Here is a 21,337-nt window from a genome sequence, read left to right as displayed (position 1 = left end):
CCTCAGGACGCCATGGGGACGTCCGCGTCCGTCGTCATCGAGAACGGCGACCAGTGGTAGCCGTCGGGGTCGTCGAACTGCCGCTGGTACATGAACGGGTACTCGTCGGTGTCTCCGACGCGCCCGCCCGCGGCGTCGGCGCGCGTGACGAGGTCGTCGACGGCCTCGCGGCTCTCGAGGTCGAACGAGACCGTCACCGGCGAGGGCGCGCCGGGTGCCCCGACCAGCTCCTCCGTCGCACCGACTGCCGTGTACTGCTCGCGGCTGACGAGCATGACGTGCTGGTCGCCGGTGACCACGAAGCACGCTGCACCGGGGCCGGACATCTCCGGCCTCGGAGCCCAGCCGAGGGCGGTGTAGAACGCCGTCGAGCGCTCGACGTCCTCGACCGGGCAGGTGATGAAGAGGCTCATGCCGTGGAGGCTGGACCCGGTGGCCCCTCCGTGTCAAGGGACGGTCAGGTCGGTGGCCGACGGGACAGCGGCTCGGGTCAGCGGATCGGGTCCCGGCGGGCCGGCGCCCGGGGGTCGTCCTGAGACCGGTCCGCCTCCGCGAGGCCCTCCCGGAGCGTGCGGAGCGGCACGTCGAGGTGACGGGCGACGTCGACCAGGCTCGCCTCGTCGCGGAGCATGTCGCGGGCGATCTGGAGCCGCCGTCGGCTGAGGGCGGGTGCGCCCCGGCGCTTGTAGTGCGCCTCCTGACGTCTCCGCTCGGCGGCCCGGGCCGGCTCGTCGGCGATGGTCGACTCGTACGACGCGAGCGCCCCCGCGGCGCGGAAGAAGAACCGGCCCCAGGCGCCGAGCTCGTCGATGTCGTCGTCGATCGAGCGGAAGGCCACGCCTCGGTCGTCGAGCGCGGCGATCAGCGCGACCACCTCGGCCAGGGTGCCGCCGAGCCGGTCGAGGCGTGAGACGACGAAGACGTCGCCCTCCCGGAGGGAGGACAACGCCTTCTGCAGCTCCGGGCGACGAGCCCGGGGGCCGGTGGCCTGGTCGACGTAGACGCGTTCGCACGCCGCACCGGCCAGCGCGTCGCGCTGGTGGCTGCCGACCTCGTCGTCGGAGTCACGCCGGTACCCGATCACGGCCACGTCGGGGCCTCCCCCGCGGAGCTCACCAGCCGTCGATCAGCTGTACGTCAGCGCGATGACGGCGACGTCGAGGGTGCGGTACGCGCCCTCCTGACGGGTCGCCTGGCGGCTCCGGCCCCGCAGGACCTCGAAGCGGCCCGAGGACTCGTGGACGAACCCGATGACGCCCGCGGTGGGCGTGGAGACGCGGTGGAAACCGTCTCCGAGGTCGATCACCTCGGCCCGTGACGTGCGTTCCAGAACAGCTCCCATGATGTCCTCCCGGCCTCAGGAGCCCCGCCTACGGGGGCTCGTCTGCCGAGCGTACCCCGCGCTCGGGGTACAACACCGGCGAGACGGCTGCCGTCCACCTGCCGCTTACCTGTGAGTGCGAGGGCTGAGCGGAGGCAGGGTCCGCTCCGCGGGGGACACGAGCACACCCGGCGCGGCCATGCCCTCACCGCCACGACCTCACCGCCACGACCTCAGACGGGCGGCGCCTCCACCACGTCGCGGGAGGGCCTCCCCCGCCCCGCCGTCGCCGTCACCCCGACGCTGGCGGCGGTGACGAGGGCCAGCGCCACGAGTTCGCGGGCGCCGAGGGCCTGGCGCAGCACCACGAGCCCGGCGAGGGCGGCGACGGCCGGGCCGAGGCTCGACAGCACCCCGAACACGCGCGTGGGCAGGCGTCGCAGCGCGACCACCTCGAGCGAGTACGGCAGCGCCGAGGTCAGCAACGCGACGAGCAGGAAGACCGCGAGGAGTCGCGGGTCGGCCACCACGGCCCGCGTCGCGTCGGCCGCGCCCACGGGCACCACCACGGCGGCCGCGACGACCATCGAGACGGCCAGCCCGCCCATCGCGTCGTCGGACCGGCCGAGGTTCGCGTTGGCCACGATGTAGCCGGCCCAGAAGGCCCCGGCACCGAGGGCGAGCAGCACGCCGACCAGGGGGGTCGCACCCGACGAGTCGAGGCCGAGGACGACGACGCCGACGAGGGCGAGCAGCGCCCAGGCGGCGTCGAGCCAGCGCCGGGTCTGGGCGAGCGCGACGGCCAGCGGCCCGAGGAACTCCAGGGTCACCGCGACGCCGAGGGGCACGACGTCGATGGCGAGGTAGATGAGCGAGTTCATGCCTGCGAGGGCGAGCCCGAGCAGCACGACGCCGAGCCAGGTGCGCCGCGACCAGCGACGCACGCGGGGGCGGAAGACGACCACGAGGATGAGCGCGCCGAGGGCGAGGCGCAGGGCGGCGGCGCCCGTCGGGCCGAGCGCCTCGAAGTGCGTGCGGGCGAGGGCCGCGCCGAACTGGACGGAGACGATGGCCGCGACGGCCAGGAGCGGTGACGGGACGCGGTCGAGGGGGCGGCTCACGCGGCGAGTCTAGGGGCGCGGCCCCGCTGGCCCGGACGTGCTGCGACGGGCTGCGCCGCCGCCCGGCCGGCCGCCGGTAGCATCGCAGGGTGTCCGACGCCCTCACCGTGATCTCCCCCGTCGTGGAGCTCTTCGGCTGGTTCGGCTTCGTCGTCGGCGTGCCCTTCCTTCTCCTGGGCGCACACGCCCGGCACCGCGCCGCCCGCTACGAGGAGACGGTCGCCGTCGTCATCCCGCCGCCGGCCTGGGCCCGCGCCGCCGTCGCCCGGTGGATGGACTCCTCCGGCGAGCTGCACGAGACCCAGTTCGGCGACCACCCCCTCGAGACCCCGGTCGAGACCGAGATCACCGTGCACTACGACCCCGACCGCCCGTCCCGGCCGCGCACCGACGCGCCGCACGACGACGGCCGGGCCCTGCGCGCGGTGGGGCGTGTGCTGGTCGGCGTCGGCGCCGCCTGCGCCGTCGCCTCCGTCGCGCTCCTCTTCGTCGAGTAGCCCGTCGCCGTCGACCGCTCCATCCGGGGTCGGCCGGGCCCCCGCCGACCCGGCGTCGATAGACTCCGCGGAACGACCGAGGGGAGCAGTGTGCGCGTCAGTGAACGAAGCCGTCGGGGGGCAGGTGTCGGGGCCGTTCTGGCCGCGGCCGCCGTGGTTCTGGGGTCGGCCGTGGTCGGCGTCGGTGCCGACCGGGCCCACGCCGAGCCGCCCGTCTCGCTGTCGGGGGCGTACGTGCTCGACCAGGCCGACGTGCTGTCGGCCGCCGACGAGCAGCGGGTCGAGGAGAGCCTCGACGCCCTCTCCGCCGACTCCGGCGTCGACCTCTTCGTCGTCTACGTCGACTCCTTCTCCTCCCCCGCCGACCGCGCCGCGTGGGGCAGCGCCACTGCTTCGCTGAACCAGCTCGGCCCCGACGACGTCCTCCTCTCGGTCGCGGTGGGCGACCGGGTCTACGACCTCTCCACCGACTCCACCGGCCCGGTCTCCGACGCCGAGCGCGAGCGGCTGCAGGCCGACGTCGTCGAGCCCCGCCTCCGCGACGACGACTGGGCGGGCGCGGCGGTCGCCCTCGCGGACGGCATCCGTGACGACCAGGCGGGCCCCGACATGTCGTGGCTGCTCGGCGTCGTGCTCGTGGTCGTCGTCCTCGCGATCGTCGTGGGCGTCGCGGTGGTGGTGCTGCGCACCCGTCGTCGCCGGAAGGCGGAGGACGCCGCGGCGGCCCGCCAGGCCGAGCTCGAGCGGGAGGCCGCCGGCATGCTCGTGACCCTCGACGACGAGATCACCGCCGGCCAGCAGGAGGTCGGGTTCGCCGCGGCCCAGTTCGGCGACGACGCCGCCCGGCCCTTCGTCGAGGCCCTCCGCCGGGCCCGTGACCAGGCCCGCGAGGCCTTCGAGCTGCAGCAGAGGCTCGACGACGCCGTGCCCGACTCCGCCGAGCAGCGACGCGAGTGGACCGAGCGCATCGTCGAGCTCTGTCGAGCCGCCGACGCCGCCCTGGAGGAGCAGTCGCGGGCCTTCGACGAGCGCCGTGCCGCCGAGGAGCGGGTGCCCGCCGACGTGGCCGCCCTGCCCGCCGAGCTGGAGTCGCGCGTCGTCCGGGTCGCCAAGGCCCGCGAGGTGCTCGCCCGGCTCGCGACCGCGTACTCGCCCCGCGCGGTCGCCAGCGTCGCCGAGAACGCCGACCAGGCCGACCGGCTCGTCGAGTTCGCCCGGGAGACGACCGACGCGGCGCGGGAGGACCTCGCGGCCTCCCGTCCCGGCGAGGCCGTCGCCGGTGTCCGCGCCGTCCGCCAGGCGTTCGGGCAGGTCGACCAGCTGCTCTCCTCCGTCGACCACGCCGGCGAACAGCTGCGCACCGCCGCCACGACGATCGCCGCCCTCGCCGCCGACCTGCGGGCCGACGTCGCGACGGCCGAGGCGCTGCCCCCGGGGAGCGCCCCCGACGGCGTGGACGTCGCAGGCTCCGCGGCCGCCGCGCGCGCCGCCGTCGCCCTCGCCGGCACGACCACCGACGACCCCCTGGCGGTGCTCGCCGACCTGGGGGCCGCCAACGTCCGCATCGACGCCGTCCTGGCGGCGGTGCGCGAGCAGGGCGAGAAGGACCGTCGGGCGCAGGCGGCCCTCGACCAGGCGCTGCGCACGGCCCGCGACCAGATCAGCTCCGCCCGCGACTTCATCCAGACCCGGCGCGGCGGCATCGGCACCCGCCCGCGCACCCGCCTCTCCGAGGCCGAGCGGCACCTCGCCGCGGCGGTCTCCCTCGCGGTGCGCGACCGCGACGCGGCCCTGGTGGAGGCGCACGACGCGGCCCAGCTCGCCGCGGCGGCCGCCAGCGAGGCCGCGGCCGAGGTGCAGCAGTACCAGCAGGTCGGCTTCGGCGGCGGCTACGGCGGTCGGGGCCGGGGCGGCGCCGACCTCGGCGGCATCGTCACGGGCCTCGTCATCGGCGGCCTCCTCAACGGCGGGGGCGGCGGCTTCGGCGGCGGGGGCGGCTTCGGCGGAGGCGGCGGCGGCGGCGGAGGCCGCAGCTCCGGGGGCGGCCGGTTCTGACCGGCGTGCGCCTCCCCGCACCAGCCGACCCGCGACTCCCCCCGGCCCCCGCCGGCACCAGACCCACCCACCCCCACGACCACCACCGGAAGGACCACCCCATGACGAAGCAGTCGATCTTCGGGCGCATCGCCCAGCTGACCCGCGCCAACATCAACGCCCTCCTCGACCAGGCCGAGGACCCGCAGAAGATGCTCGACCAGATGGTGCGCGACTTCACCGAGAGCATCCGCGAGGCCGAGGCCGCCGTCGCGCAGACCATCGGCGACCTGCGCCTGCTCGAGCAGGACCACGCCGAGGACGTCGCCGCGGCCGCCGACTGGGAGCGCAAGGCCGTCGCCGCCAGCACGAAGGCCGACCAGCTGCGCAGCTCGGGGGCGACGGCGGACGCCGACAAGTTCGACGCCCTGGCCAAGGTGGCCCTCGGCCGCCAGATCGCCTCCGAGAAGGAGGCGCGCGACGCCGAGCCCACGATCGCTTCGCAGACCGAGGTCGTCGACAAGCTCAAGGCCGGCCTGACCTCGATGCGGGCGAAGCTCGAGCAGCTGAACTCGAAGCGCAACGAGCTCGTCGCGCGCTCGCGCACCGCCGCCGCCCAGTCGAAGGTCGCCGACGCGATCGGCAGCATCGACGTGCTGGACCCCACCAGCGAGATCAGCCGCTTCGAGGACAAGATCCGTCGCGAGGAGGCGCGGGTGCTGGGCCAGCAGGAGCTCGCCGCCTCGAGCCTGGACGCCCAGTTCGAGAGCCTCGACGACCTCGACCAGCAGACCGAGGTGGAGGCGCGCCTCGCCGCCCTGAAGCTCGGCGCCCTCGACAAGTGAGCACCGCGCAGTGACCACCGCGCCCGGCTCCCCCTGGCCCGCCCCGTCCGTCGTCGAGCCCCGCTCGGACGGCACGGGGCCCCGTGCCGCCCGGGGAGCCGGGCGCTCCCGCGTGGTCGGCGTCGACGTCGCCCGCGGGCTCGCCGTGCTCGGCATGTTCGCGGCCCACATGTGGCCGCGCGTCGACCTCGACGAACGGCTCTTCGACGGTCGCTCGGCCATCCTCTTCGCCACGCTGGCGGGCGTGTCGCTCGGGCTGATGTCGGGCGGCGCCGCGCCCACGCCCCGGGGCCGACGGGCCCGCGTCGTCGGGTCGATCGCGATCCGGGCCGGCGTCCTCATCGCCCTCGGGCTGCTGCTGCAGGCCTGGAACGGCTACGTGCTGGTGATCCTCCCCTACTACGGCGTGATGTTCCTCCTCCTGCTCGTCGTGCTCTTCGCCCCGCCCGGGGTGCTGCTCGTGATCGCCGCGGTCGTGGCGGTCGGCGCGCCCGCCCTCGCGACGCTCGTGCCCCAGGACGTCTACGGCGACTCCAGCCTCCCCGGGGCCGCGGGCGTGGCCACCGACGCCCTGCTCGTCGGGGCCTACCCCGCCCTCGTCTGGCTGCCCTTCCTGCTCGTCGGCCTCGTCGCCGCCCGGAGCGACCTCCGGAGCCGCGGCACGCAGCTCGTCATGCTCGGGGCCGGCACGGTCGCGGCGTTCGTCGGCTACACCGTGCGGTACCTGCCCGGGGCAGCCGCGGTGCCGGCGTTCGACCCCGCCGACCACGAGGGCATGCCCGCCGAGATCGTCGGCAGCGGCGGCGTCGCGATCGCGGTCGTCGGGCTGCTGCTGCTGCTCACCAGCCCCGACCGGGCCTGGGGCCGTGGCGTGGCCACGGCGCTCCGTCCCCTGTCGGCCACGGGGGCCCAGCCGCTCACGGTCTACTCCGCGCACCTGCTGCTCACGGCGCCGCTCTTCTTCGCGTACCGCACCGAGGGCGGGTCGTACGGGCTGCCCCTCTGGCAGCTCGCGGTGGCGGTCGTGGCCACGCTGACGTACGCCGTGCTCTGGCAGCGCTTCGTCGGCCGGGGCCCCCTCGAACGCGCCGTCGGCCGGCTCAGCTCGCCCTGGTCGCGCGGGCCGCGCGCTGTGACAGACTGACGCCCGTGAGGTTCGTCGTGGTCCCCCAGTGGCAGGGCTCGCCGTCGTCGCGGGCCATGAGGCTCGCCGACGGCGCCTACGCCGTGCTGGCCGACCTCCCCCCGAGCGCCACCGCCCTCGTCGAGGTGCCCGTGGGCGCCGGCGACTCACTGGGCACGGGTGTGCACCGGCTGTCGTCCGTGCTCGCCGCCGCCGAGGCCGTCGCCGACGAGCTGCGGAGCGACGACTCCCCCGCCCTGGTGGTCGGCGGCGACTGCGGCGTCGAGCTGGCGGCCGTCCGGCACGCCGTCACCCCGCAGACGGCCGTCGTGTGGTTCGACGCCCACCCCGACCTGCACAGCCCGCGCAGCAGCGAGAGCGGGGCGTTCAGCGGCATGGTGCTCCGCACGCTGATCGACGGCGGAGACGACCTCCCGACCTTCTCCTCGGGGCCCGCTCCCGAGGCTGTCGACGCGGGGCGCGTCGTCCTCGCCGGCGTCCGCTCGATCGACGACGCCGAGGACGTCCACCTCGAGAGCCGCCGCATCCGCTCGGTGTCGTCGCTCGACCTCTCCCCGCAGGACGTCGTGGACGCCGTCGCCGAGACGGGCGCCACGGAGGTCTACCTCCACGTCGACCTCGACGTGCTCGACCCCTCGGCCCTCACCGGGCTGCTCGACCCCCAGCCGTTCGGCCTCGAGCCGAGCGTGCTCATCGAGACGCTGACCGCGCTGAAGCAGCGCTTCACCCTCGTCGGCGCGGGCCTCTGCGGCTTCGCGCCCGTCGACGCCACGCACGCGTCGGACGACATGGGCACCATCCTCCGCGTCGTGGGAGCGCTGTCGCGATGAGCGACGGGGGCGAGCGGCCGCGGGTCAGCGTCGTCCGCGACGGCCACGTGCTGCTGATCGGCCTCGACCGCCCCGAGAAGCGCAACGCCGCAGACCTGCGCCTGCTCCGCGAGCTGAGCCTGGCCTACGGCCTGCTCGACCGCGACCCCGAGCTGAGGGTCGGACTGCTGCACGCCCACGGCGACCACTTCACGGCGGGGCTCGACCTCGCCGACGTGGCCCCCGCCGTCGGCCCCGACGGCCTCGACGTCGTGCCCGAGGGCGGCCTGCACCCCTGGCAGGTGGAGGGACGCCAGCTGTCGAAGCCGGTCGTCGCGGTCGTGCAGGGCACCTGCCTGACGCTCGGCGTCGAGCTGGCCCTCGCGAGCGACGTCGTCGTCGCCGCGGACGACGCGCGCTTCGGGCAGATCGAGGTGAGCCGGGCGATCCTGCCCTTCGGCGGCGCCACCGTCCGGCTGCCCCGCCGCGTCGGCTGGGGCGACGCGATGCGCTGGATGCTCACCGGCGACCTCCTCGACGCCGCCGAGGCGCTCCGCATCGGTCTCGTGCAGGAGGTGCTCCCGCGCGCGGAGGCGCTCGGCCGGGGGCTCGAGCTCGCCCGGCGGATCGCCGCGCAGGCACCGCTCGCCGTGCAGGCGACGCTCGCGAACGCCCGGCTCGCCGTCCGCGAGGGCGACCGCGCGGCGGAGTCGCAGCTGCAGCCGGAGCTCGTGCGCCTGATGCGGACGGACGACGCCCGGATCGGTCACGAGGCGTTCCTGGCCCGCACGGACGCGGAGTTCACCGGCCGCTGACTCCCCTCGGGAGCCTTCTCGCGGGCACGACGGCCGACGGCCGCGTCAGCCCCGACGAGGCCGGGACCCCGGGAACGTCGAGGGCCCGCCTCCCCGAGGGGGAAGCGGGCCCGAGAACGAGGCGGATCGGCCTACTTGAAGACGTCCTTGACGTCCTCGCCGACCTTCTTGGCGGAGGCGCTGGTCTGGTCCTTCTGACCCTCGGCCTTGAGGCTCTCGTCGCCCTTGTGGTCTCCGAGAGCTTCCTTGGCCTTGCCGGCGATGTCCTGAGCGGCGTTCTTGATCTTGTCGTCGAGTCCCATGGTGACCTCCTCAATGAGCGCTGTCTGCGCGATGGATCAGAAGGTACGCGTCCCGGGCCGGCTGTACCCGCGCCTCCCACCTGCTGCTCAGGAACCACTCACGGAACGGACATGTCCGCGACGCGCGTCGGCTGGGTGACCACCCGGGGGCCCGGGACTAGGTTCTCCCCATGACGACTTATGACCTCATCGTGATCGGCGCCGGCGCTGTCGGCGAGAACGTGGCGGACTACGCGACCCGGAGCGGCTTGGAGGTCGCCCTCGTCGAGGCGGAGCTCGTCGGCGGCGAGTGCTCCTACTGGGCCTGCATGCCCTCGAAGGCGCTGCTGCGCTCCACCGCCGTCCTCCGGGCTGCGCGGGCCGTCGACGGGGCCGCCCAGGCCGTCACGGGAGAGGTCGACGTGGCCGCGGTGCTGCGCCGCCGCGACTCCTTCACCTCGAACTGGGACGACTCCAGCCAAGCCGAGTGGGTCGAGGGCGCCGGCATCGAGCTGATCCGCGGCCACGCGACCATCACGGGCGTCAAGGAGGTCACCGTCGGCGACACCGTCTACACGGCTCGCCACGCGGTCGCCGCCGTCACCGGCTCCTCCGCGCTCCTCCCGGACGTGCCGGGGCTGGCCGAGGCCCGTCCGTGGACGAGCCGCGAGGCGACGAGCGCGAAGAGCGTCCCGCAGAGCCTCGTCGTCGTCGGCGGCGGCGTCGTCGCGGCCGAGATGGCCACGGCCTACCAGCAGCTCGGCTCCACGGTCACCCTCGTCGCGCGCAGCGGCCTGCTCGGCGGGCAGGAGCCGTTCGCCGGCGAGCTCGTCGGGAAGAGCCTCCGGGCGATGGGCGTCGACGTGCGCGAGGGCACCTCGCCCGTGCAGGTCAGCCGCACCGAGCACGACACCGTCGAGGTCACGCTCGACGACGGCACCGTCGTCATCGCCGACGAGATCCTCGTCGCGACCGGGCGCGTTCCCCGCACCTCCGACCTGGGCCTCGAGTCCGTCGGGGTCGAGGCCGGGACCTGGCTCGACGTCGACGACACCCTGCTCGTCAAGGGCACCGACTGGCTCTACGGCGTCGGCGACGTCAACGGCCGGGCGCTGCTCACCCACCAGGGCAAGTACCAGGCCCGCGCCGCCGGCGAGGTGATCGCCGCCCGCGCCCTCGGCCGCGAGCTGGCGACCGAGCCCTGGGGCGCGCACGTGGCCACGGCCGACGACGCCGCCGTGCCGCAGGTCACGTTCACCGACCCCGAGGTCGCGAGCGTCGGCCTCACCGCCGACGCGGCGCAGAAGCGCGGCCTCGACGTGCGCGTCGTCGACTACGACCTCGCCGCCGTCGCGGGCTCGGCGATCCACTCCGACTCGTACGAGGGCCACGCCCGCATCGTCGTCGACGAGGCCCGGAAGGTCATCGTCGGGGCGACCTTCGTCGGCCCCGACGTGAGCGACCTGCTGCACGCCGCCACGGTCGCCGTCGTCGGCGAGGTGCCGATCGACCGCCTCTGGCACGCCGTGCCGTCGTACCCGACGGTCAGCGAGATCTGGCTGCGCCTGCTCGACGCCTACGGTCGTCCGTGATCAACCCCCTCGTCGACTCGCCGATCTCGCGGGCGGGCTGCGCCTGGGCGACCGCGGTCGGCCTCGCCGTCGGCGTGCCGCTCAGCGTCGGCAAGGTCCGAGTCGTGGGCGACCTGATCGTCTGCCGCGGCCTGCCCCGCTGGGCGTTCAAGCGCGGCGGCACCTGCGTCGGCCGCGTGTACCTGACCCGCGACAACGACGGGCCCGCCGTGCTTCGGCACGAGGCGCGGCACGTCGCGCAGTGGAAGAAGTACGGCATGCTGATGCCGTTCCTGTACGCCCTGGCCGGCAGCGACCCGCTGACGAACAGGTTCGAGATCGAGGCCGGCCTCGAGGAAGGCGGTTACCGATGACCCGCACCGTGATCATCACCGGAGCCAGCTCCGGGATCGGCAAGGAGGCGGCGCTCGCCCTGGCGAGCGGAGGGGCCGACGTGGCCGTGGTCGGTCGCAACGCCGAGCGCACCCGGGCCGTCGCCGACCAGGTCGGCGGCACGGCCTTCCTCGCGGACTTCGACCGGCTGGACGACGTCCGCTCGCTGGCCGACCGCCTCCTCGACCGCTATCCGACGATCGACGTCCTCGCGAACAACGCGGGCGGCCTGGTGAGCGACCACGAGCTGACGAGCGACGGCCACGAACGCATCCTCCAGTCGAACCACCTCGCTCCCTTCCTGCTGACGCGCCTCCTGCTGCCGCGGCTGCAGGAGAGCGGCGGCCGGGTCGTGTCGACCGCCAGCGTCGCGAACATGTTCGGCCACGTGCGCCTCGACGACCTGAACTGGACGAAGCGCCCCTGGCTCGGCGGCTGGCGCCAGTACGGCACGAGCAAGATCGAGACCATCCTCTTCGTGCGGGAGCTCGCCCGCCGCACCGGCCTCGAGGCCTTCTCGTTCCACCCGGGGATCGTCAAGACCGGCTTCGGCCAGACGTCGCCGATGTGGCGCATGGCCAACGTGCTGAGCAACGGCAACTACGGCATCTCGGCGAAGGCCGGGGCCCTGCCGCTCATCCAGCTCGCCGGGCCGAGCACGATCGGCGTGCCGAGCGGCACGTACTTCGACCAGCTCAAGCCCGACGGCCTGCGCACGCGCCAGGCGAAGGACGACCTGCTGGCCGAGGCCCTGTGGGACCGCACGTCGGCGATCGTCGGACTGCCCTCCGAGGTCTGACCGGTCGCGGCGGGGCCGGGGGCTGCTAGCCCTCGGCCTTGCCCAGCCGCCAGTACCCCATGAACGCGACCTGCCGGCGGTCCACGCCGACCTCGCTGACGAGGAAGCGGCGGAGGGCCTTGATCGCCCCGGCCTCGCCGGCGAGCCAGGCGTAGAGGTCGCCGTCGAGCGACGCCCCGTGCGGAGCGTGGCCCTGAGGGACGTCCCAGAGCACGTCGTGCTCGATGTCGACCTCCTCGACGGGGACCCCGTGGTGGCGGGCGGTGACGTACCGGGCCGTCCAGCCGCGCACCGCCTCCACCAGGCGGCCGCCGTGGCCCTGGTGGGCGGCCGTGCCGGCGTGGCCCTCGCGGGGCAGCCAGTGCACGTCGACGCCGGCCGGCGCGACGAGGGGCAGCGCGTCGGCGGCCGTCGGCACCTCGACGAAGACGCAGCCGCGGGCGTCCGCCGGCAGCTGCTCGACGATGGAGCAGATGGCGGGGGCCGCGGTCTCGTCGCCCGCGATCATGACGGTGCGGGCCTCCCCCGGCGACCACTCGACGCCGCTGCCGTGCACGCCGCTCGTCGCGTCGGGGCCGACCAGCATCGCCTCGTCGCCGACGGCCACCGTGCTGAGCCAGGTGCCCGCCGGGCCGCCGTCGTCGTGCACGACGAAGTCGACGTCGACCTCGTGGGCCTCGGGGCGGACGGCCCGGGCCGTGTAGGTGCGGAAGGGGTTCTGCCGGTGGGCCGGCAGGGCACGCCAGGCGCCCCACCAGTCGTCGACCGGGAAGTCGTCGAAGCCGGTGCCCGGCAGGGGCAGCACGACCTTGATGCGCTGGTCGAGGCCGTCCGTGCCGAAGTCGGCCAGGTCGGGCGCCGTGAAGGTGAGGCGCGTGAACGACGGGCTGAGGCTCGTGACCGCGGCGACGCGGACCCGGTAGGGACGGTGCGCGGGGCGCGCGACGGGGGCGGCCGACGGGGCCGTGACGGCGAGGCTCACGTCAGAGCGTCGCGGCGGCGCCGTGGTCGGCCGCGTGCACGGCACGCAGGTCGTGGCGGAGGTCGTAGGCGAAGGAGGCGGGGCCCCCGATCCAGATGAGGTGCTCGCCGGCCGCGAGGTCGGCGGCGTCGACGTACATCTCGGCGAGCCAGGCGCGGACGGCCCGGTCGAGCGCCTCGCCGGGGGCGCAGGAGCGACCCGAGCCGGGGGCGCCGGAGCGGCGGTCACGGGCCAGCCAGGTCACGGTGACGCGGCCGGGCGATGCCAGCTCTTCCACCTCGGCGGCGGAGCCGACCTCGACGAACACCTGGCCACGGGCGCAGATCGGCAGGCTGGCGAGCATCTCGCGGAGGGCGGGGAGCGAGGAGGCGTCGCCGGCGAAGAGGACGCGGATCGCGTCGTGCGGCAGCGGCGGGTTCGGGTCGTCGAAGAACATGTCCCCCTCAATATAGGTGAGGCTCACCTAAGCCGCCACTCTCCGCGGACACCCGCGGCGGGTTCCCAGGGGTGTAGTAGATTCGCGGGAGCCCTCGGTCCAGCAGCGACCCGGGGGCAGAGGGGCGGCGCCCGTCCAGCAGCGACGGAGCGCCAGCCGAGATCCATCGTCCGGCAGCGACGGAGGACGTCCTGCACCCGGGGTGCGCAGGTCGCGACGAGCGACGGCGCGCCGATCCGCACCGCTCCGAAAGGCCACTCCTCCCCCATGCGCTCCCGCCGCCTCCTCGCCGCCGCCGCCTCCTCCGCCCTCGTCGTCGCCCTCGTGGCCGGCTGCACCTCGGGAGGCTCCGACGGCTCCGGCTCGCCCGACGCCGACGCCACCGTGACGGTCGGCCTCGTGCTCGAGCCGAGCGACCTCGACATCCGCCACACCGACGGCGTCGCGCTCGACCAGGTCCTGATCGACAACGTCTACCAGGGCCTCGTCGGCCGCACCGAGGAGAACGACGTCGTCGACGTGCTCGCCTCGGAGCACACGATCAGCGACGACGGCCTCACGTACACGTTCACCCTGCACGACGGCGTGGCCTTCCACGACGGCGCGGCCATGACCGCGTCCGACGTGGTCTGGTCGCTCGAGCAGGTGCGCACCGACGAGACGCTCGCCGGGCACGCCGACCTGGCCGCCGTCTCGTCGATCTCGGCCCCCGCCGACGACACCGTCGTGCTCACGCTGTCGCGCCCCGACTCGGCGCTGCTCTTCGCCCTGACCGGCCGCGCGGGCCTCGTGCTCGAGCAGGCCGCCACGAACGACCCGTCGACCACCGCGAACGGCACGGGCCCCTACACGGTCGCCAGCTGGACGCAGGGCGACAACCTCCGCCTCGAGCGCGCCGACGGCTACTGGGGCACCCCGGCGAGCGTCGAGGCCGTCGTGTTCCGCTACGTGACCGACCCGTCGGCCGCGATCAACGCCACGCTCTCCGGCGACCTCGACGTGCAGACCGCCGTCGACGCCACCCTCTCGTCGCAGCTCGAGGGCGTCGACGGCGTCAGCCTCGAGCAGGGGAAGACGACCGACAAGTACACGCTCGCCTTCAACAACGCCGTCGAGCCCTTCACCGACGTGCGGGTGCGCAAGGCGATCCGGATGGCGATCGACAACGACGCGATCATCACCGCGGTCGGCGGCTCGGCCGTCGACCAGGGCGGGCCGATCCCCGAGCTCGACCCGGGCTACGCCGACCTGACGTCGGTCGACGCCTACGACCCCGAGGCGGCGGAGGCGCTCCTCGCCGAGGCCGGGCACGCCGACGGCCTCGACCTCACCCTCGAGTACGCGAACTTCTACCCGGCCGCGATCGGCGACGTGCTGACCACCCAGCTGGCCGCCGTCGGCATCACCCTGACGGTCGAGCAGGTCGACTTCACGACGTGGCTCGACGACGTCTACACGGCCCCCGCCGACGGCGGCCCGCGCGACTTCCAGCTGAGCATGGTCGACCACGCCGAGACGCACGACTTCGGCAACTGGGCCGACCCCGACTACTACTGGGGCTACGACAGCGCCCCGGTGCAGGCGCTCTGGGAGCAGTCGCTGGCCGCCACCGACCCGGCCGTCGCCGCGCAGGCCCTGAGCGACGCCGCGGCCATCGTGTCGGAGGACGCCCCGGCCGAGTGGCTCTACACCTCCACGACCCTGACGGCGATCCGCGACGGCGTCACCGGCTTCCCGACCACGTCGACCAGCACCCGCCTCGACCTCTCCGAGCTGGCCACGACCGAGTGACGAGGTTCCTGCTCGGCCGGGTCGCGCTCTTCGCGCTGGGCCTCGCCGTCGCCAGCGTGCTGATCTTCGTCACCCTGCGCCTCCTGCCGGGCGACGTGGCGCAGTCGATCGCGGGCACGACCGGCAGCCCCGCGCAGGTGGCCGCGATCCGCGCCTCCCTCGGCCTCGACCAGCCCGTCGTCGTCCAGTACCTCGACTGGGCCGGCGGCCTGCTGCGCCTCGACCTCGGGGAGTCGCTCGTGACGGGCACCCCGGTCGCCGACGAGGTCGCCGAGAAGCTGGGCGTGACGCTGCCCCTCGCGGGGATGTCGCTCGTCGTCGGGCTGGCCGTCGGCGTGCCCCTCGGGGTCGTGGCCGCGATCCGTCACCACCGCCCGTCGGGCGCCGTGCTCGGCGTCGTCGCGCAGCTGCTCGCCGCGGTGCCGGTCGTCTGGGCCGGCATGCTGCTCATCGCGCTCTTCGGGGTCACCCTGAGGGTGCTGCCGACCCAGGGGTTCCCCGTCGACGGCTGGGAGGAGCCCGGCCGGGCCCTGCGCTCGCTCGTGCTGCCGGCCGTCACGATCGGCCTCGTCGAGGGCGCTGTGCTGTTCCGCTTCACCCGCTCCGCCGTCGTCGGCGCCCTCGACGAGGACTACGTGCGGGCCGCGGCCGCGAAGGGCATGACCACCACGCGGGCCCTGCTCCGCCACGGACTGCCGAACGTGCTGCTCAGCGTCGTCAGCGTGCTCGGCCTCCAGGTCGCGGGCCTGGTCGTCGGCGCGGTCGTCGTCGAGCAGCTCTTCTCCCTCCCCGGCCTCGGCCGCATGCTGGTGAGCGACGTGGGCCGGCGAGACCTCACCAAGGTGCAGGGCGAGCTGATGACCCTGACGGCCCTCGTGCTGCTCGTCGGGCTCGTCGTCGACGTCGTGCACCGCCGGCTCGACCCGCGCCTCCGGGAGCAGGAGGCGTGAAGCGGCGCAGCGCGCTCGGCGCCCTCCTCCGCCGCCCCGCCGGCGCCGCCGCGGCCGGCTGGCTCGCCCTGCTGCTCGTCGGCGCGCTGGTGAGCCGGGTCTGGACGCCGCTCGACCCCTTCACGACCGACCCGTACTCCGCCTGGCTGCCCCCGTCGGGCGCCCACCTCTTCGGCACCGACGGCGTCGGCCGCGACATCGCGAGCTACGTCCTCGCGGCGACCGGCACGACCGTCGTCGTCGCGGTCTCGGCCGGCGTGGTCGCGGTGCTCGTCGGCCTGGCCCTGGCGGCGCTCGGCTCGCTCACCGCCCGGCCCGTCCGCGAGGCGACGGCCGTGCTCATCGACGTGCTCGTCGCCTTCCCCACGATCCTCGTGGCGATGGCCCTCGCGGCGGCGTTCGGCGGCTCGCTCGCGGTCGTCGTCGTGGCGACCGGCGTGGGCTACGGGGTCACGATCGCGCGCGTGTCGCGCGCGGAGATCCGCCGCGTGGTCCGCGAGGACTACGTCACGGCGGCCCGGGCCTCCGGCGCGGGCACCGCGGCCGTCCTCCGCCGCCACGTGCTGCCGAACATCGCCCCGGTGTTCGTCGTGCAGCTGTCGCTCGCCATGGCGACCAGCGTGCTCGCGGAGGCGGGGCTCTCCTTCCTCGGCTACGGCGCCTCGGCCGAGACCGCGTCGTGGGGGCGACTCCTCGCGGACCTCCAGAAGTTCCTCGGCGTGCACCCCTGGACGGTCGTCTGGCCGGGGCTCGCGATCACGCTCACCGTGCTCGCCCTCAACCTGCTCGGCGACGCCGTCCGCGACGCGGCCGACCCGCGCCTCCGCGACCGGCCCTCCGGCACGGGCCGTGCGAGCCGCTCAGGCGGCGTGGACCGCCCTCGCCCGTCCGACCCTGCCGACCCCGCCCGCTCCCCCGCCCCGGAGGTGACCTCGTGACGCTCGAGATCGACCACCTGACCGTGACCATCGGCGACCGGGCCGTCGTCGACGACCTCTCCCTCCGGCTCGACGACGGCGCGCGGCTCGGACTCATCGGCGAGTCGGGGTCGGGCAAGTCGCTGACCACCCTCGCCGTGCTGGGCCTGCTGCCCCGCTCCGCGCGCGTGGCCGGCAGCGTGCGCCTCGACGGGCGCGAGCTGCTCGGCCTGCCCGAGCGCGAGCTGGCCCGCGTGCGCGGCGCCGTGGTCGGCACCGTCTTCCAGGACCCGCGCACGGCCCTCGACCCCGTCATGACGGTGGGGCGCCAGATCGCCGAGCCGCTCCGCCTGCACGGCACGGTGACCCGCCGCGAGGCCCGCCGCCGCGCCGTCGAGGCCGCCGCCGAGGTCGGGCTGCCCGAGCCCGACCACATCGTCGACAGGTACCCCCACCAGCTCTCCGGCGGCCAGCGGCAGCGGGTCGTCATCGCCACCGCGCTCATCACCCGGCCCACCGTCCTGCTCGCCGACGAGCCGACGACAGCGCTCGACGTCACGACCCAGGCCGAGGTGCTCCGGCTCTTCCGCCGCCTGGTCGACGAGCGGGGGGCGTCGCTGCTCTTCGTGACCCACGACCTCGCCGTGCTGGCGCAGGTGGCCGAGGAGGCGGTGGTCCTGTCGCAGGGGCGCGCGGTCGAGAGCGGGCCGGTCACGCGCCTCCTGCACGCCCCCGAGCACCCCGTGACGCGCGGGCTCGTGGCCGCGACCCGCGCCACCACGTGGAGGGCGTCGTGACGGGGCCGACGGGCGCGGCGGGCAGCGCGGGCACGGCGGACGCCGCGGGGAGCACGGACGCCGCTCGCGGCGCGTCCGGGCCGACCGCGTCGCCCCTGCTCAGCGGCCGGGGCCTCACGCGCACCTTCCGGCTGCCGCGTCGGTCGCCCTTCCAGCCGGGCCCGGTACGGCACGCGCTCGTCGACGCCGACCTCGACGTGGGGCCGGGCGAGAGCGTGGCCCTGATCGGCGAGTCGGGCTCCGGCAAGTCGACGCTCGTGCGCCTCCTGCTGGCCCTCGACCGCCCGACGGACGGGGCGGTCACCTTCGACGGGAGGCCGGTCGAGCCCGGCCGGGCGGCGCAGCTGCGCTGGTTCCGACGGCAGACGGGCGTCGTGCTGCAGGACCCGTACAGCTCGCTCGACCCGCGGATGCGCGTCGGAGACACGGTGGCCGAGCCGCTGCGGCACCTGCACGTGGCGGGCGACCACCGCGCGCTCGTGGCCGAGGTGCTCGAGCGCGTCGGCCTCGACGCCGCCGACGCCGAGCGGTGGCCGCACGAGTTCAGCGGCGGTCAGCGCCAGCGCATCGCGCTCGCGCGCGCCGTCGTGCACCGCCCGCGGCTGCTGGTCGGCGACGAGCCGATGAGCGCCCTCGACGTGACCGTCCGCGCGCAGATCATCGAGCTGCTGCGCGAGCTGCGCACCGACCTCGGCCTCAGCCTGCTGCTCGTCTCGCACGACATCGGCCTCGTGCAGCACCTCGCCGACCGGGTGGCCGTGCTGCGCGACGGGCGGGTCGTCGAGCAGGGCGCGACCGACGACGTGCTGCGGCGGCCGCAGCACGAGTACACCCGGTCGCTGATCGCGTCGGTGCCGACGATCGACTGAGCGGCGTCGGCGCGTGCTCGGCGGGCGCGTGCTCGGCGGGCGCGTGCTCGGCGGGCGCGTGCTCGGCGGGCGCGTGCTCGGCGGGCACGGCACGGCACAGCGCGGTCGAGGTGACCCGACCTGGGCCCTCGACGTGCTCGAGGGCCCAGCTCGGGTCACCTCGTGCGTCGATCACCAGACGGAGGGGTGCCTCCGCTGCCAGCGCAGCCGCCGCTCGAGCTGTGCGCCGATGCTCAGCAGCACGTCCTCCCGGCCGGGGCGCCCGATCAGCTGCACGCCCGCCGGCAGGCCGTCGACCTCGCCCACCGGCAGCGTGATCGCGGGCAGGCCCGCCACGTTGACGAACGACGTGAAGGGCGAGACGAGGCACTGCTGCTCGAACGCGCGCTCGGGGTCGTCGGCGTCGTACCAGCCGAGCGGCTGCGGCAGCAGGGCGAGCGAGGGCGTGACGACCGCGTCGAACCGGTCGAAGGCCCGCACCACGCTCCGCTCGAAGTCGGTGAGCCCGGCGAGGGTCGCCCCGAGCTCGCGGGCGCCGATCTCGCGGCCGCGCCGCACGAGCCAGGCCGTCATCGGCTCGAGCCGGGCGAAGTCGTCGTCGGTCTCGGCCGGGATGCCCGCGGCGCCCGCCTGCCAGAGGGTGCGGAAGAGCTGCGGGTACCGCGAGGCCGGCAGCGAGGCCTCCTCGACCCCGTGCCCCATCGTGGCCAGGAGGTCGACGGCGTCGGAGAGGACCGCCAGGAGGCGCGGGTCGACCCGGACGTCGTAGGCGTCGTCCCACGGGCTGGCCGTCAGCACCCCGAGCTGGTGGCGGCCCTCGCCGCGCACCGCCGACCCCAGCCAGGCCCCGTCGGGCGAGTCGGGCGCGCGCAGCGCGGTGTCGACCCGGGGCGGCCGGCCGTCGGGCGAGACCATCGCGTCGAGCAGCAGGGCCGCGTCGGCCACGGTGCGGGCGATCGGGCCGCCCACCGAGAGGCCGCCGAGACTCGACAGGCCGGACTGCGCCGGCACGCGACCGCGTGACGGCTTGAGGCCGACGAGCCCGTTCGCCGCGGCGGGGATGCGGATCGACCCGCCCCCGTCGCTCCCGGGCGCGAACGGCAGGAGCCCGGCGGCGACCGCGGCCGCGGCGCCGCCGCTCGACCCGCCCGCCCCGAGCTCCACGCCGGTGCCGAGCCCCCACGGGTTGCGCGTGACCGGGCCCGCGAGCGGCTCGGTGTAGCCGGTGAGGCCGTACTCGGGCGTGCTCGTCTTGCCGAGGCTGACGGCCCCGGCCTCCGACAGCACGGCGGCGATCTCGCTGTCGCGGGCCGCGGGCGTCGACGCCGTGAGCCGCGAGCCGGAGCGGGTGGGCACCCCGGCCCGGTCGTAGAGGTCCTTGTCGGCGAGCGGCAGGCCCCAGAGCGGTGCGGCGCTGCGGCCCGCGGCCGCGAGTTCGTCGGCGCGGCTCCGGGCGGCGTCCGGCGTCACCGTGACGAAGGCGCGCACCTGCGGGTCGAGCCGCTCGATCCTGGCCAGGTAGTGGTCGGCGAGCTCGCGGGGGGTGACCTCGCCGCGGCGCAGCCAGTCCCACTGCTCGTGGGCGCTGAGGTGGTGGAGTTCGAACATCGCCCCGAGCCTACGACCATGCCGCGGCGGGAATGCGGGGTACATCTGAGCATCCTTCGTTGACGAGCGGGGGACGACGGCGTAGACATGTCGGCACGCGGGATCAACCACCCCGCGGCCGGCCCTCACCAGCCGGCGACTCGACGAAGCGACCGAAGGCGGTGCGCCGTGGATCAGACGGCCGAGACGACGACGCGGCGACCCGCCGCGCTCTCGCTCGTGCGCCTCCTGGTCCTCTCCGGCCTCCTCGCGGTGGCCTTAGTCGTCCTCGCGCTCGCCCTCGCACCGCGGTCGGCCTCCGCCGAGACCGCGCCGTCGCCCTCGCTACTCGGCGGGACGACGCAGGCCCTCGGGGGCGTGACGGGCTCGCTCGACGCCCCCGTCGCGGCGGTGGCGCAGACGGCCGGAGGCGCGGTGTCGTCGGCGACGCAGGTCGCCACCCAGGTCACCGCGGTCGCGCCGCCTGTGCAGCGCGTCGTGCAGGCCGTCGCCCCCGTGGCGCCCCAGGTCGTGCAGCAGGTCGCGGCCGCCGCCCCCGTCAGCAGCGTCGTCGCCCCCGTGGCGCAGACCGTCGACCGCGTCGTCGCGGCCGTCCCGGTCGCGCAGGCCGTCACGGGCCCCGCGCCTGTGGCGACCGTCGTGGCCCCCGTCGCCGCCGTCGCCGACGCCGCCGTCGGCACGGTCGCCGACGCCGCGGCCGCCCCGGCTCCCGCCGACGTGCTCGCGCCGCTCGTGCCCGCCCTGCCGACCGTCCCCGCCCTGCCCGTCACGCCGGGCGTAGCCGGCACGGGCGACGCGCCCGACGCGGGCCCGACGGCGACCGCCGGGGTCGGCGACGAGCTCAGCACCGATTCCTCCGCCACGGTGTCCCCGGCCGCCGGCCTCGCTGCGGGCGACCCGGCCGCGACGGCGTCGCTGTCGCCCGAGGCCGCCGACGTCGTCGCGGTCGACGCGGGCACCGCGCTCCGGGCCGCGATCGTGGCGGCGCAGGCAGGCGACCGCGCCTCCTCCGGTGACCCGACCCGCGCCTCCGACCTGCCCCTCTCTCCCGCCCCGCTCCCCGGCCCGTCCGACGACGGCCAGCCCGCCCTGCCCTCCGGCTCGGGCCAGGGCTCGCAGGGCGCCGGCGCGGGCGCCGCGGGCGGGGCCGTCGTGGCCGACGCGACCCGCGCCTCCCAGCTCCCCGCCCTGACGATCACGGCGGGCTCCTCCGACGGCGACGACGACCTCCCGTCGTCGCCCGTGCACGACACCGACAGCTCCCCCGACTGAGGTCGGTCGCGTCGCTCGTGGGCTCCCGCCCACGCCGCGGCCGCTCCTGCTGAGCAGGATGCGGACCCGCCGCCGTAGGCACCGC

The 21,337-nt window shown here is 75.5% G+C and carries 23 protein-coding genes; 15 read left to right on the top strand and 8 right to left on the bottom strand.

Annotated features, from left to right (window positions below; genetic code table 11):
• Positions 1–2: 2 nt before the first annotated feature.
• The 4 genes from IFT72_RS03345 to IFT72_RS03330 all read right to left on the bottom strand — a co-directional run bounded on the left by IFT72_RS03345 (position 3) and on the right by IFT72_RS03330 (position 2,442).
• Positions 3–413 (bottom strand): VOC family protein, encoded by a 411-nt coding sequence (locus IFT72_RS03345; RefSeq protein WP_192045564.1) that lies wholly within the window; start codon positions 411–413, stop codon positions 3–5.
• Positions 414–490: 77 nt separating this feature from the next.
• Positions 491–1,090, bottom strand: coding sequence for a recombinase family protein (locus IFT72_RS03340; RefSeq protein ID WP_192045563.1), 600 nt, complete (start codon positions 1,088–1,090; stop codon positions 491–493).
• 36 nt (positions 1,091–1,126) lie between these two features.
• Positions 1,127–1,342 (bottom strand): hypothetical protein, encoded by a 216-nt coding sequence (locus tag IFT72_RS03335; protein ID WP_185232225.1) that lies wholly within the window; start codon positions 1,340–1,342, stop codon positions 1,127–1,129.
• A 212-nt stretch (positions 1,343–1,554) separates the two neighbouring features.
• Positions 1,555–2,442, bottom strand: a complete 888-nt coding sequence (locus IFT72_RS03330; protein ID WP_200931966.1) for a DMT family transporter — start codon at positions 2,440–2,442, stop codon at positions 1,555–1,557.
• 89 nt (positions 2,443–2,531) lie between these two features.
• Between IFT72_RS03330 and IFT72_RS03325 the strand changes: the two genes are divergently transcribed.
• The 6 genes from IFT72_RS03325 to IFT72_RS03300 all read left to right on the top strand — a co-directional run bounded on the left by IFT72_RS03325 (position 2,532) and on the right by IFT72_RS03300 (position 8,586).
• Positions 2,532–2,939: a hypothetical protein gene (locus IFT72_RS03325; RefSeq protein ID WP_185232223.1), complete on the top strand. Its 408-nt coding sequence runs from the start codon at positions 2,532–2,534 to the stop codon at positions 2,937–2,939.
• A gap of 153 nt (positions 2,940–3,092) precedes the next feature.
• The gene (locus IFT72_RS03320) at positions 3,093–4,994 is read left to right on the top strand and encodes a TPM domain-containing protein (RefSeq protein ID WP_192045562.1); all 1,902 of its coding nucleotides are present in this window, start codon (positions 3,093–3,095) and stop codon (positions 4,992–4,994) included.
• 101 nt (positions 4,995–5,095) lie between these two features.
• Complete coding sequence (locus IFT72_RS03315; protein WP_192045561.1) at positions 5,096–5,818, top strand: PspA/IM30 family protein; 723 nt, start codon at positions 5,096–5,098, stop codon at positions 5,816–5,818.
• A 10-nt stretch (positions 5,819–5,828) separates the two neighbouring features.
• On the top strand, positions 5,829–6,962 hold the full coding sequence (locus IFT72_RS03310; protein ID WP_192045560.1) for an acyltransferase: 1,134 nt from the start codon (positions 5,829–5,831) through the stop codon (positions 6,960–6,962).
• A gap of 5 nt (positions 6,963–6,967) precedes the next feature.
• On the top strand, positions 6,968–7,792 hold the full coding sequence (locus tag IFT72_RS03305; RefSeq protein ID WP_369814248.1) for an arginase family protein: 825 nt from the start codon (positions 6,968–6,970) through the stop codon (positions 7,790–7,792).
• On the top strand, positions 7,789–8,586 hold the full coding sequence (locus IFT72_RS03300) for a crotonase/enoyl-CoA hydratase family protein (protein WP_185232217.1): 798 nt from the start codon (positions 7,789–7,791) through the stop codon (positions 8,584–8,586). The genes IFT72_RS03305 and IFT72_RS03300 overlap by 4 nt, the downstream gene beginning before the upstream one ends.
• A gap of 131 nt (positions 8,587–8,717) precedes the next feature.
• Here the strand turns inward: IFT72_RS03300 and IFT72_RS03295 are convergent, their stop codons facing one another.
• Positions 8,718–8,888, bottom strand: coding sequence for a CsbD family protein (locus IFT72_RS03295; protein WP_167258932.1), 171 nt, complete (start codon positions 8,886–8,888; stop codon positions 8,718–8,720).
• Between the two features lie 170 nt (positions 8,889–9,058).
• Between IFT72_RS03295 and IFT72_RS03290 the strand changes: the two genes are divergently transcribed.
• The 3 genes from IFT72_RS03290 to IFT72_RS03280 are packed head-to-tail and all read left to right on the top strand — an operon-like array spanning position 9,059 to position 11,630.
• Positions 9,059–10,459 (top strand): NAD(P)/FAD-dependent oxidoreductase, encoded by a 1,401-nt coding sequence (locus IFT72_RS03290; RefSeq protein WP_192045559.1) that lies wholly within the window; start codon positions 9,059–9,061, stop codon positions 10,457–10,459.
• Entirely contained in the window at positions 10,456–10,812 is a 357-nt protein-coding gene (locus IFT72_RS03285; protein ID WP_255465346.1) for a Fe-S oxidoreductase, read from the top strand. Before IFT72_RS03290 ends, IFT72_RS03285 begins: the two co-directional genes overlap by 4 nt.
• Positions 10,809–11,630: an SDR family NAD(P)-dependent oxidoreductase gene (locus tag IFT72_RS03280; protein ID WP_192045558.1), complete on the top strand. Its 822-nt coding sequence runs from the start codon at positions 10,809–10,811 to the stop codon at positions 11,628–11,630. The genes IFT72_RS03285 and IFT72_RS03280 overlap by 4 nt, the downstream gene beginning before the upstream one ends.
• Positions 11,631–11,655: 25 nt before the next feature.
• Here IFT72_RS03280 and IFT72_RS03275 read toward each other — a convergent pair whose 3' ends face one another.
• On the bottom strand, positions 11,656–12,612 hold the full coding sequence (locus IFT72_RS03275) for an SIP domain-containing protein (protein ID WP_192045557.1): 957 nt from the start codon (positions 12,610–12,612) through the stop codon (positions 11,656–11,658).
• Position 12,613: 1 nt separating this feature from the next.
• Positions 12,614–13,048 (bottom strand): siderophore-interacting protein, encoded by a 435-nt coding sequence (locus IFT72_RS03270; protein WP_056053871.1) that lies wholly within the window; start codon positions 13,046–13,048, stop codon positions 12,614–12,616.
• Between the two features lie 267 nt (positions 13,049–13,315).
• On the opposite strand from IFT72_RS03270, the gene IFT72_RS03265 reads away from it, so the two are divergent.
• The 5 genes from IFT72_RS03265 to IFT72_RS03245 all read left to right on the top strand — a co-directional run bounded on the left by IFT72_RS03265 (position 13,316) and on the right by IFT72_RS03245 (position 18,372).
• Positions 13,316–14,839 carry an ABC transporter substrate-binding protein gene (locus IFT72_RS03265; protein ID WP_056053856.1) on the top strand — a complete coding sequence of 508 codons (1,524 nt, stop codon included), beginning with the start codon at positions 13,316–13,318 and terminating at the stop codon, positions 14,837–14,839.
• On the top strand, positions 14,836–15,789 hold the full coding sequence (locus IFT72_RS03260; protein ID WP_056053847.1) for an ABC transporter permease: 954 nt from the start codon (positions 14,836–14,838) through the stop codon (positions 15,787–15,789). The genes IFT72_RS03265 and IFT72_RS03260 overlap by 4 nt, the downstream gene beginning before the upstream one ends.
• Positions 15,786–16,727: an ABC transporter permease subunit gene (locus IFT72_RS03255; protein WP_192045556.1), complete on the top strand. Its 942-nt coding sequence runs from the start codon at positions 15,786–15,788 to the stop codon at positions 16,725–16,727. The genes IFT72_RS03260 and IFT72_RS03255 overlap by 4 nt, the downstream gene beginning before the upstream one ends.
• A complete protein-coding gene (locus IFT72_RS03250) occupies positions 16,724–17,503 on the top strand; it encodes an ATP-binding cassette domain-containing protein (protein ID WP_192045555.1) in 780 nt (259 codons plus the stop codon). The genes IFT72_RS03255 and IFT72_RS03250 overlap by 4 nt, the downstream gene beginning before the upstream one ends.
• Positions 17,504–17,634: 131 nt before the next feature.
• A complete protein-coding gene (locus IFT72_RS03245) occupies positions 17,635–18,372 on the top strand; it encodes an ABC transporter ATP-binding protein (protein ID WP_192045881.1) in 738 nt (245 codons plus the stop codon).
• A gap of 171 nt (positions 18,373–18,543) precedes the next feature.
• On the opposite strand, the gene IFT72_RS03240 is transcribed toward IFT72_RS03245, so the two are convergent.
• On the bottom strand, positions 18,544–19,980 hold the full coding sequence (locus tag IFT72_RS03240; protein ID WP_192045554.1) for an amidase: 1,437 nt from the start codon (positions 19,978–19,980) through the stop codon (positions 18,544–18,546).
• Positions 19,981–20,148: 168 nt separating this feature from the next.
• Here IFT72_RS03240 and IFT72_RS03235 point away from each other — a divergent pair, with 168 nt between their 5' ends.
• Positions 20,149–21,252, top strand: a complete 1,104-nt coding sequence (locus IFT72_RS03235) for a hypothetical protein (RefSeq protein WP_192045553.1) — start codon at positions 20,149–20,151, stop codon at positions 21,250–21,252.
• Positions 21,253–21,337 lie beyond the last annotated feature (85 nt).

The organism is Frigoribacterium sp. CFBP 8754 (assembly GCF_014841815.1).
GTDB lineage: Bacteria > Actinomycetota > Actinomycetes > Actinomycetales > Microbacteriaceae > Frigoribacterium > Frigoribacterium endophyticum.
Note: the sequence above shows the minus strand (reverse complement) of the source record. Positions and strands in the feature narration are given on the sequence as shown.

Bases quoted from the DNA above. Each gene is read 5' to 3' on its own strand.
- IFT72_RS03345 (WP_192045564.1), bottom strand. From the start codon at position 413: ATGAGCCTCTTCATCACCTGCCCGGTCGAGGACGTCGAGCGCTCGACG.
- IFT72_RS03335 (WP_185232225.1), bottom strand. From the start codon at position 1,342: ATGGGAGCTGTTCTGGAACGCACGTCACGGGCCGAGGTGATCGACCTC.
- IFT72_RS03315 (WP_192045561.1), top strand. From the start codon at position 5,096: ATGACGAAGCAGTCGATCTTCGGGCGCATCGCCCAGCTGACCCGCGCC.
- IFT72_RS03300 (WP_185232217.1), top strand. From the start codon at position 7,789: ATGAGCGACGGGGGCGAGCGGCCGCGGGTCAGCGTCGTCCGCGACGGC.
- IFT72_RS03295 (WP_167258932.1), bottom strand. From the start codon at position 8,888: ATGGGACTCGACGACAAGATCAAGAACGCCGCTCAGGACATCGCCGGC.
- IFT72_RS03290 (WP_192045559.1), top strand. From the start codon at position 9,059: ATGACGACTTATGACCTCATCGTGATCGGCGCCGGCGCTGTCGGCGAG.
- IFT72_RS03280 (WP_192045558.1), top strand. From the start codon at position 10,809: ATGACCCGCACCGTGATCATCACCGGAGCCAGCTCCGGGATCGGCAAG.
- IFT72_RS03270 (WP_056053871.1), bottom strand. From the start codon at position 13,048: ATGTTCTTCGACGACCCGAACCCGCCGCTGCCGCACGACGCGATCCGC.
- IFT72_RS03265 (WP_056053856.1), top strand. From the start codon at position 13,316: ATGCGCTCCCGCCGCCTCCTCGCCGCCGCCGCCTCCTCCGCCCTCGTC.
- IFT72_RS03240 (WP_192045554.1), bottom strand. From the start codon at position 19,980: ATGTTCGAACTCCACCACCTCAGCGCCCACGAGCAGTGGGACTGGCTG.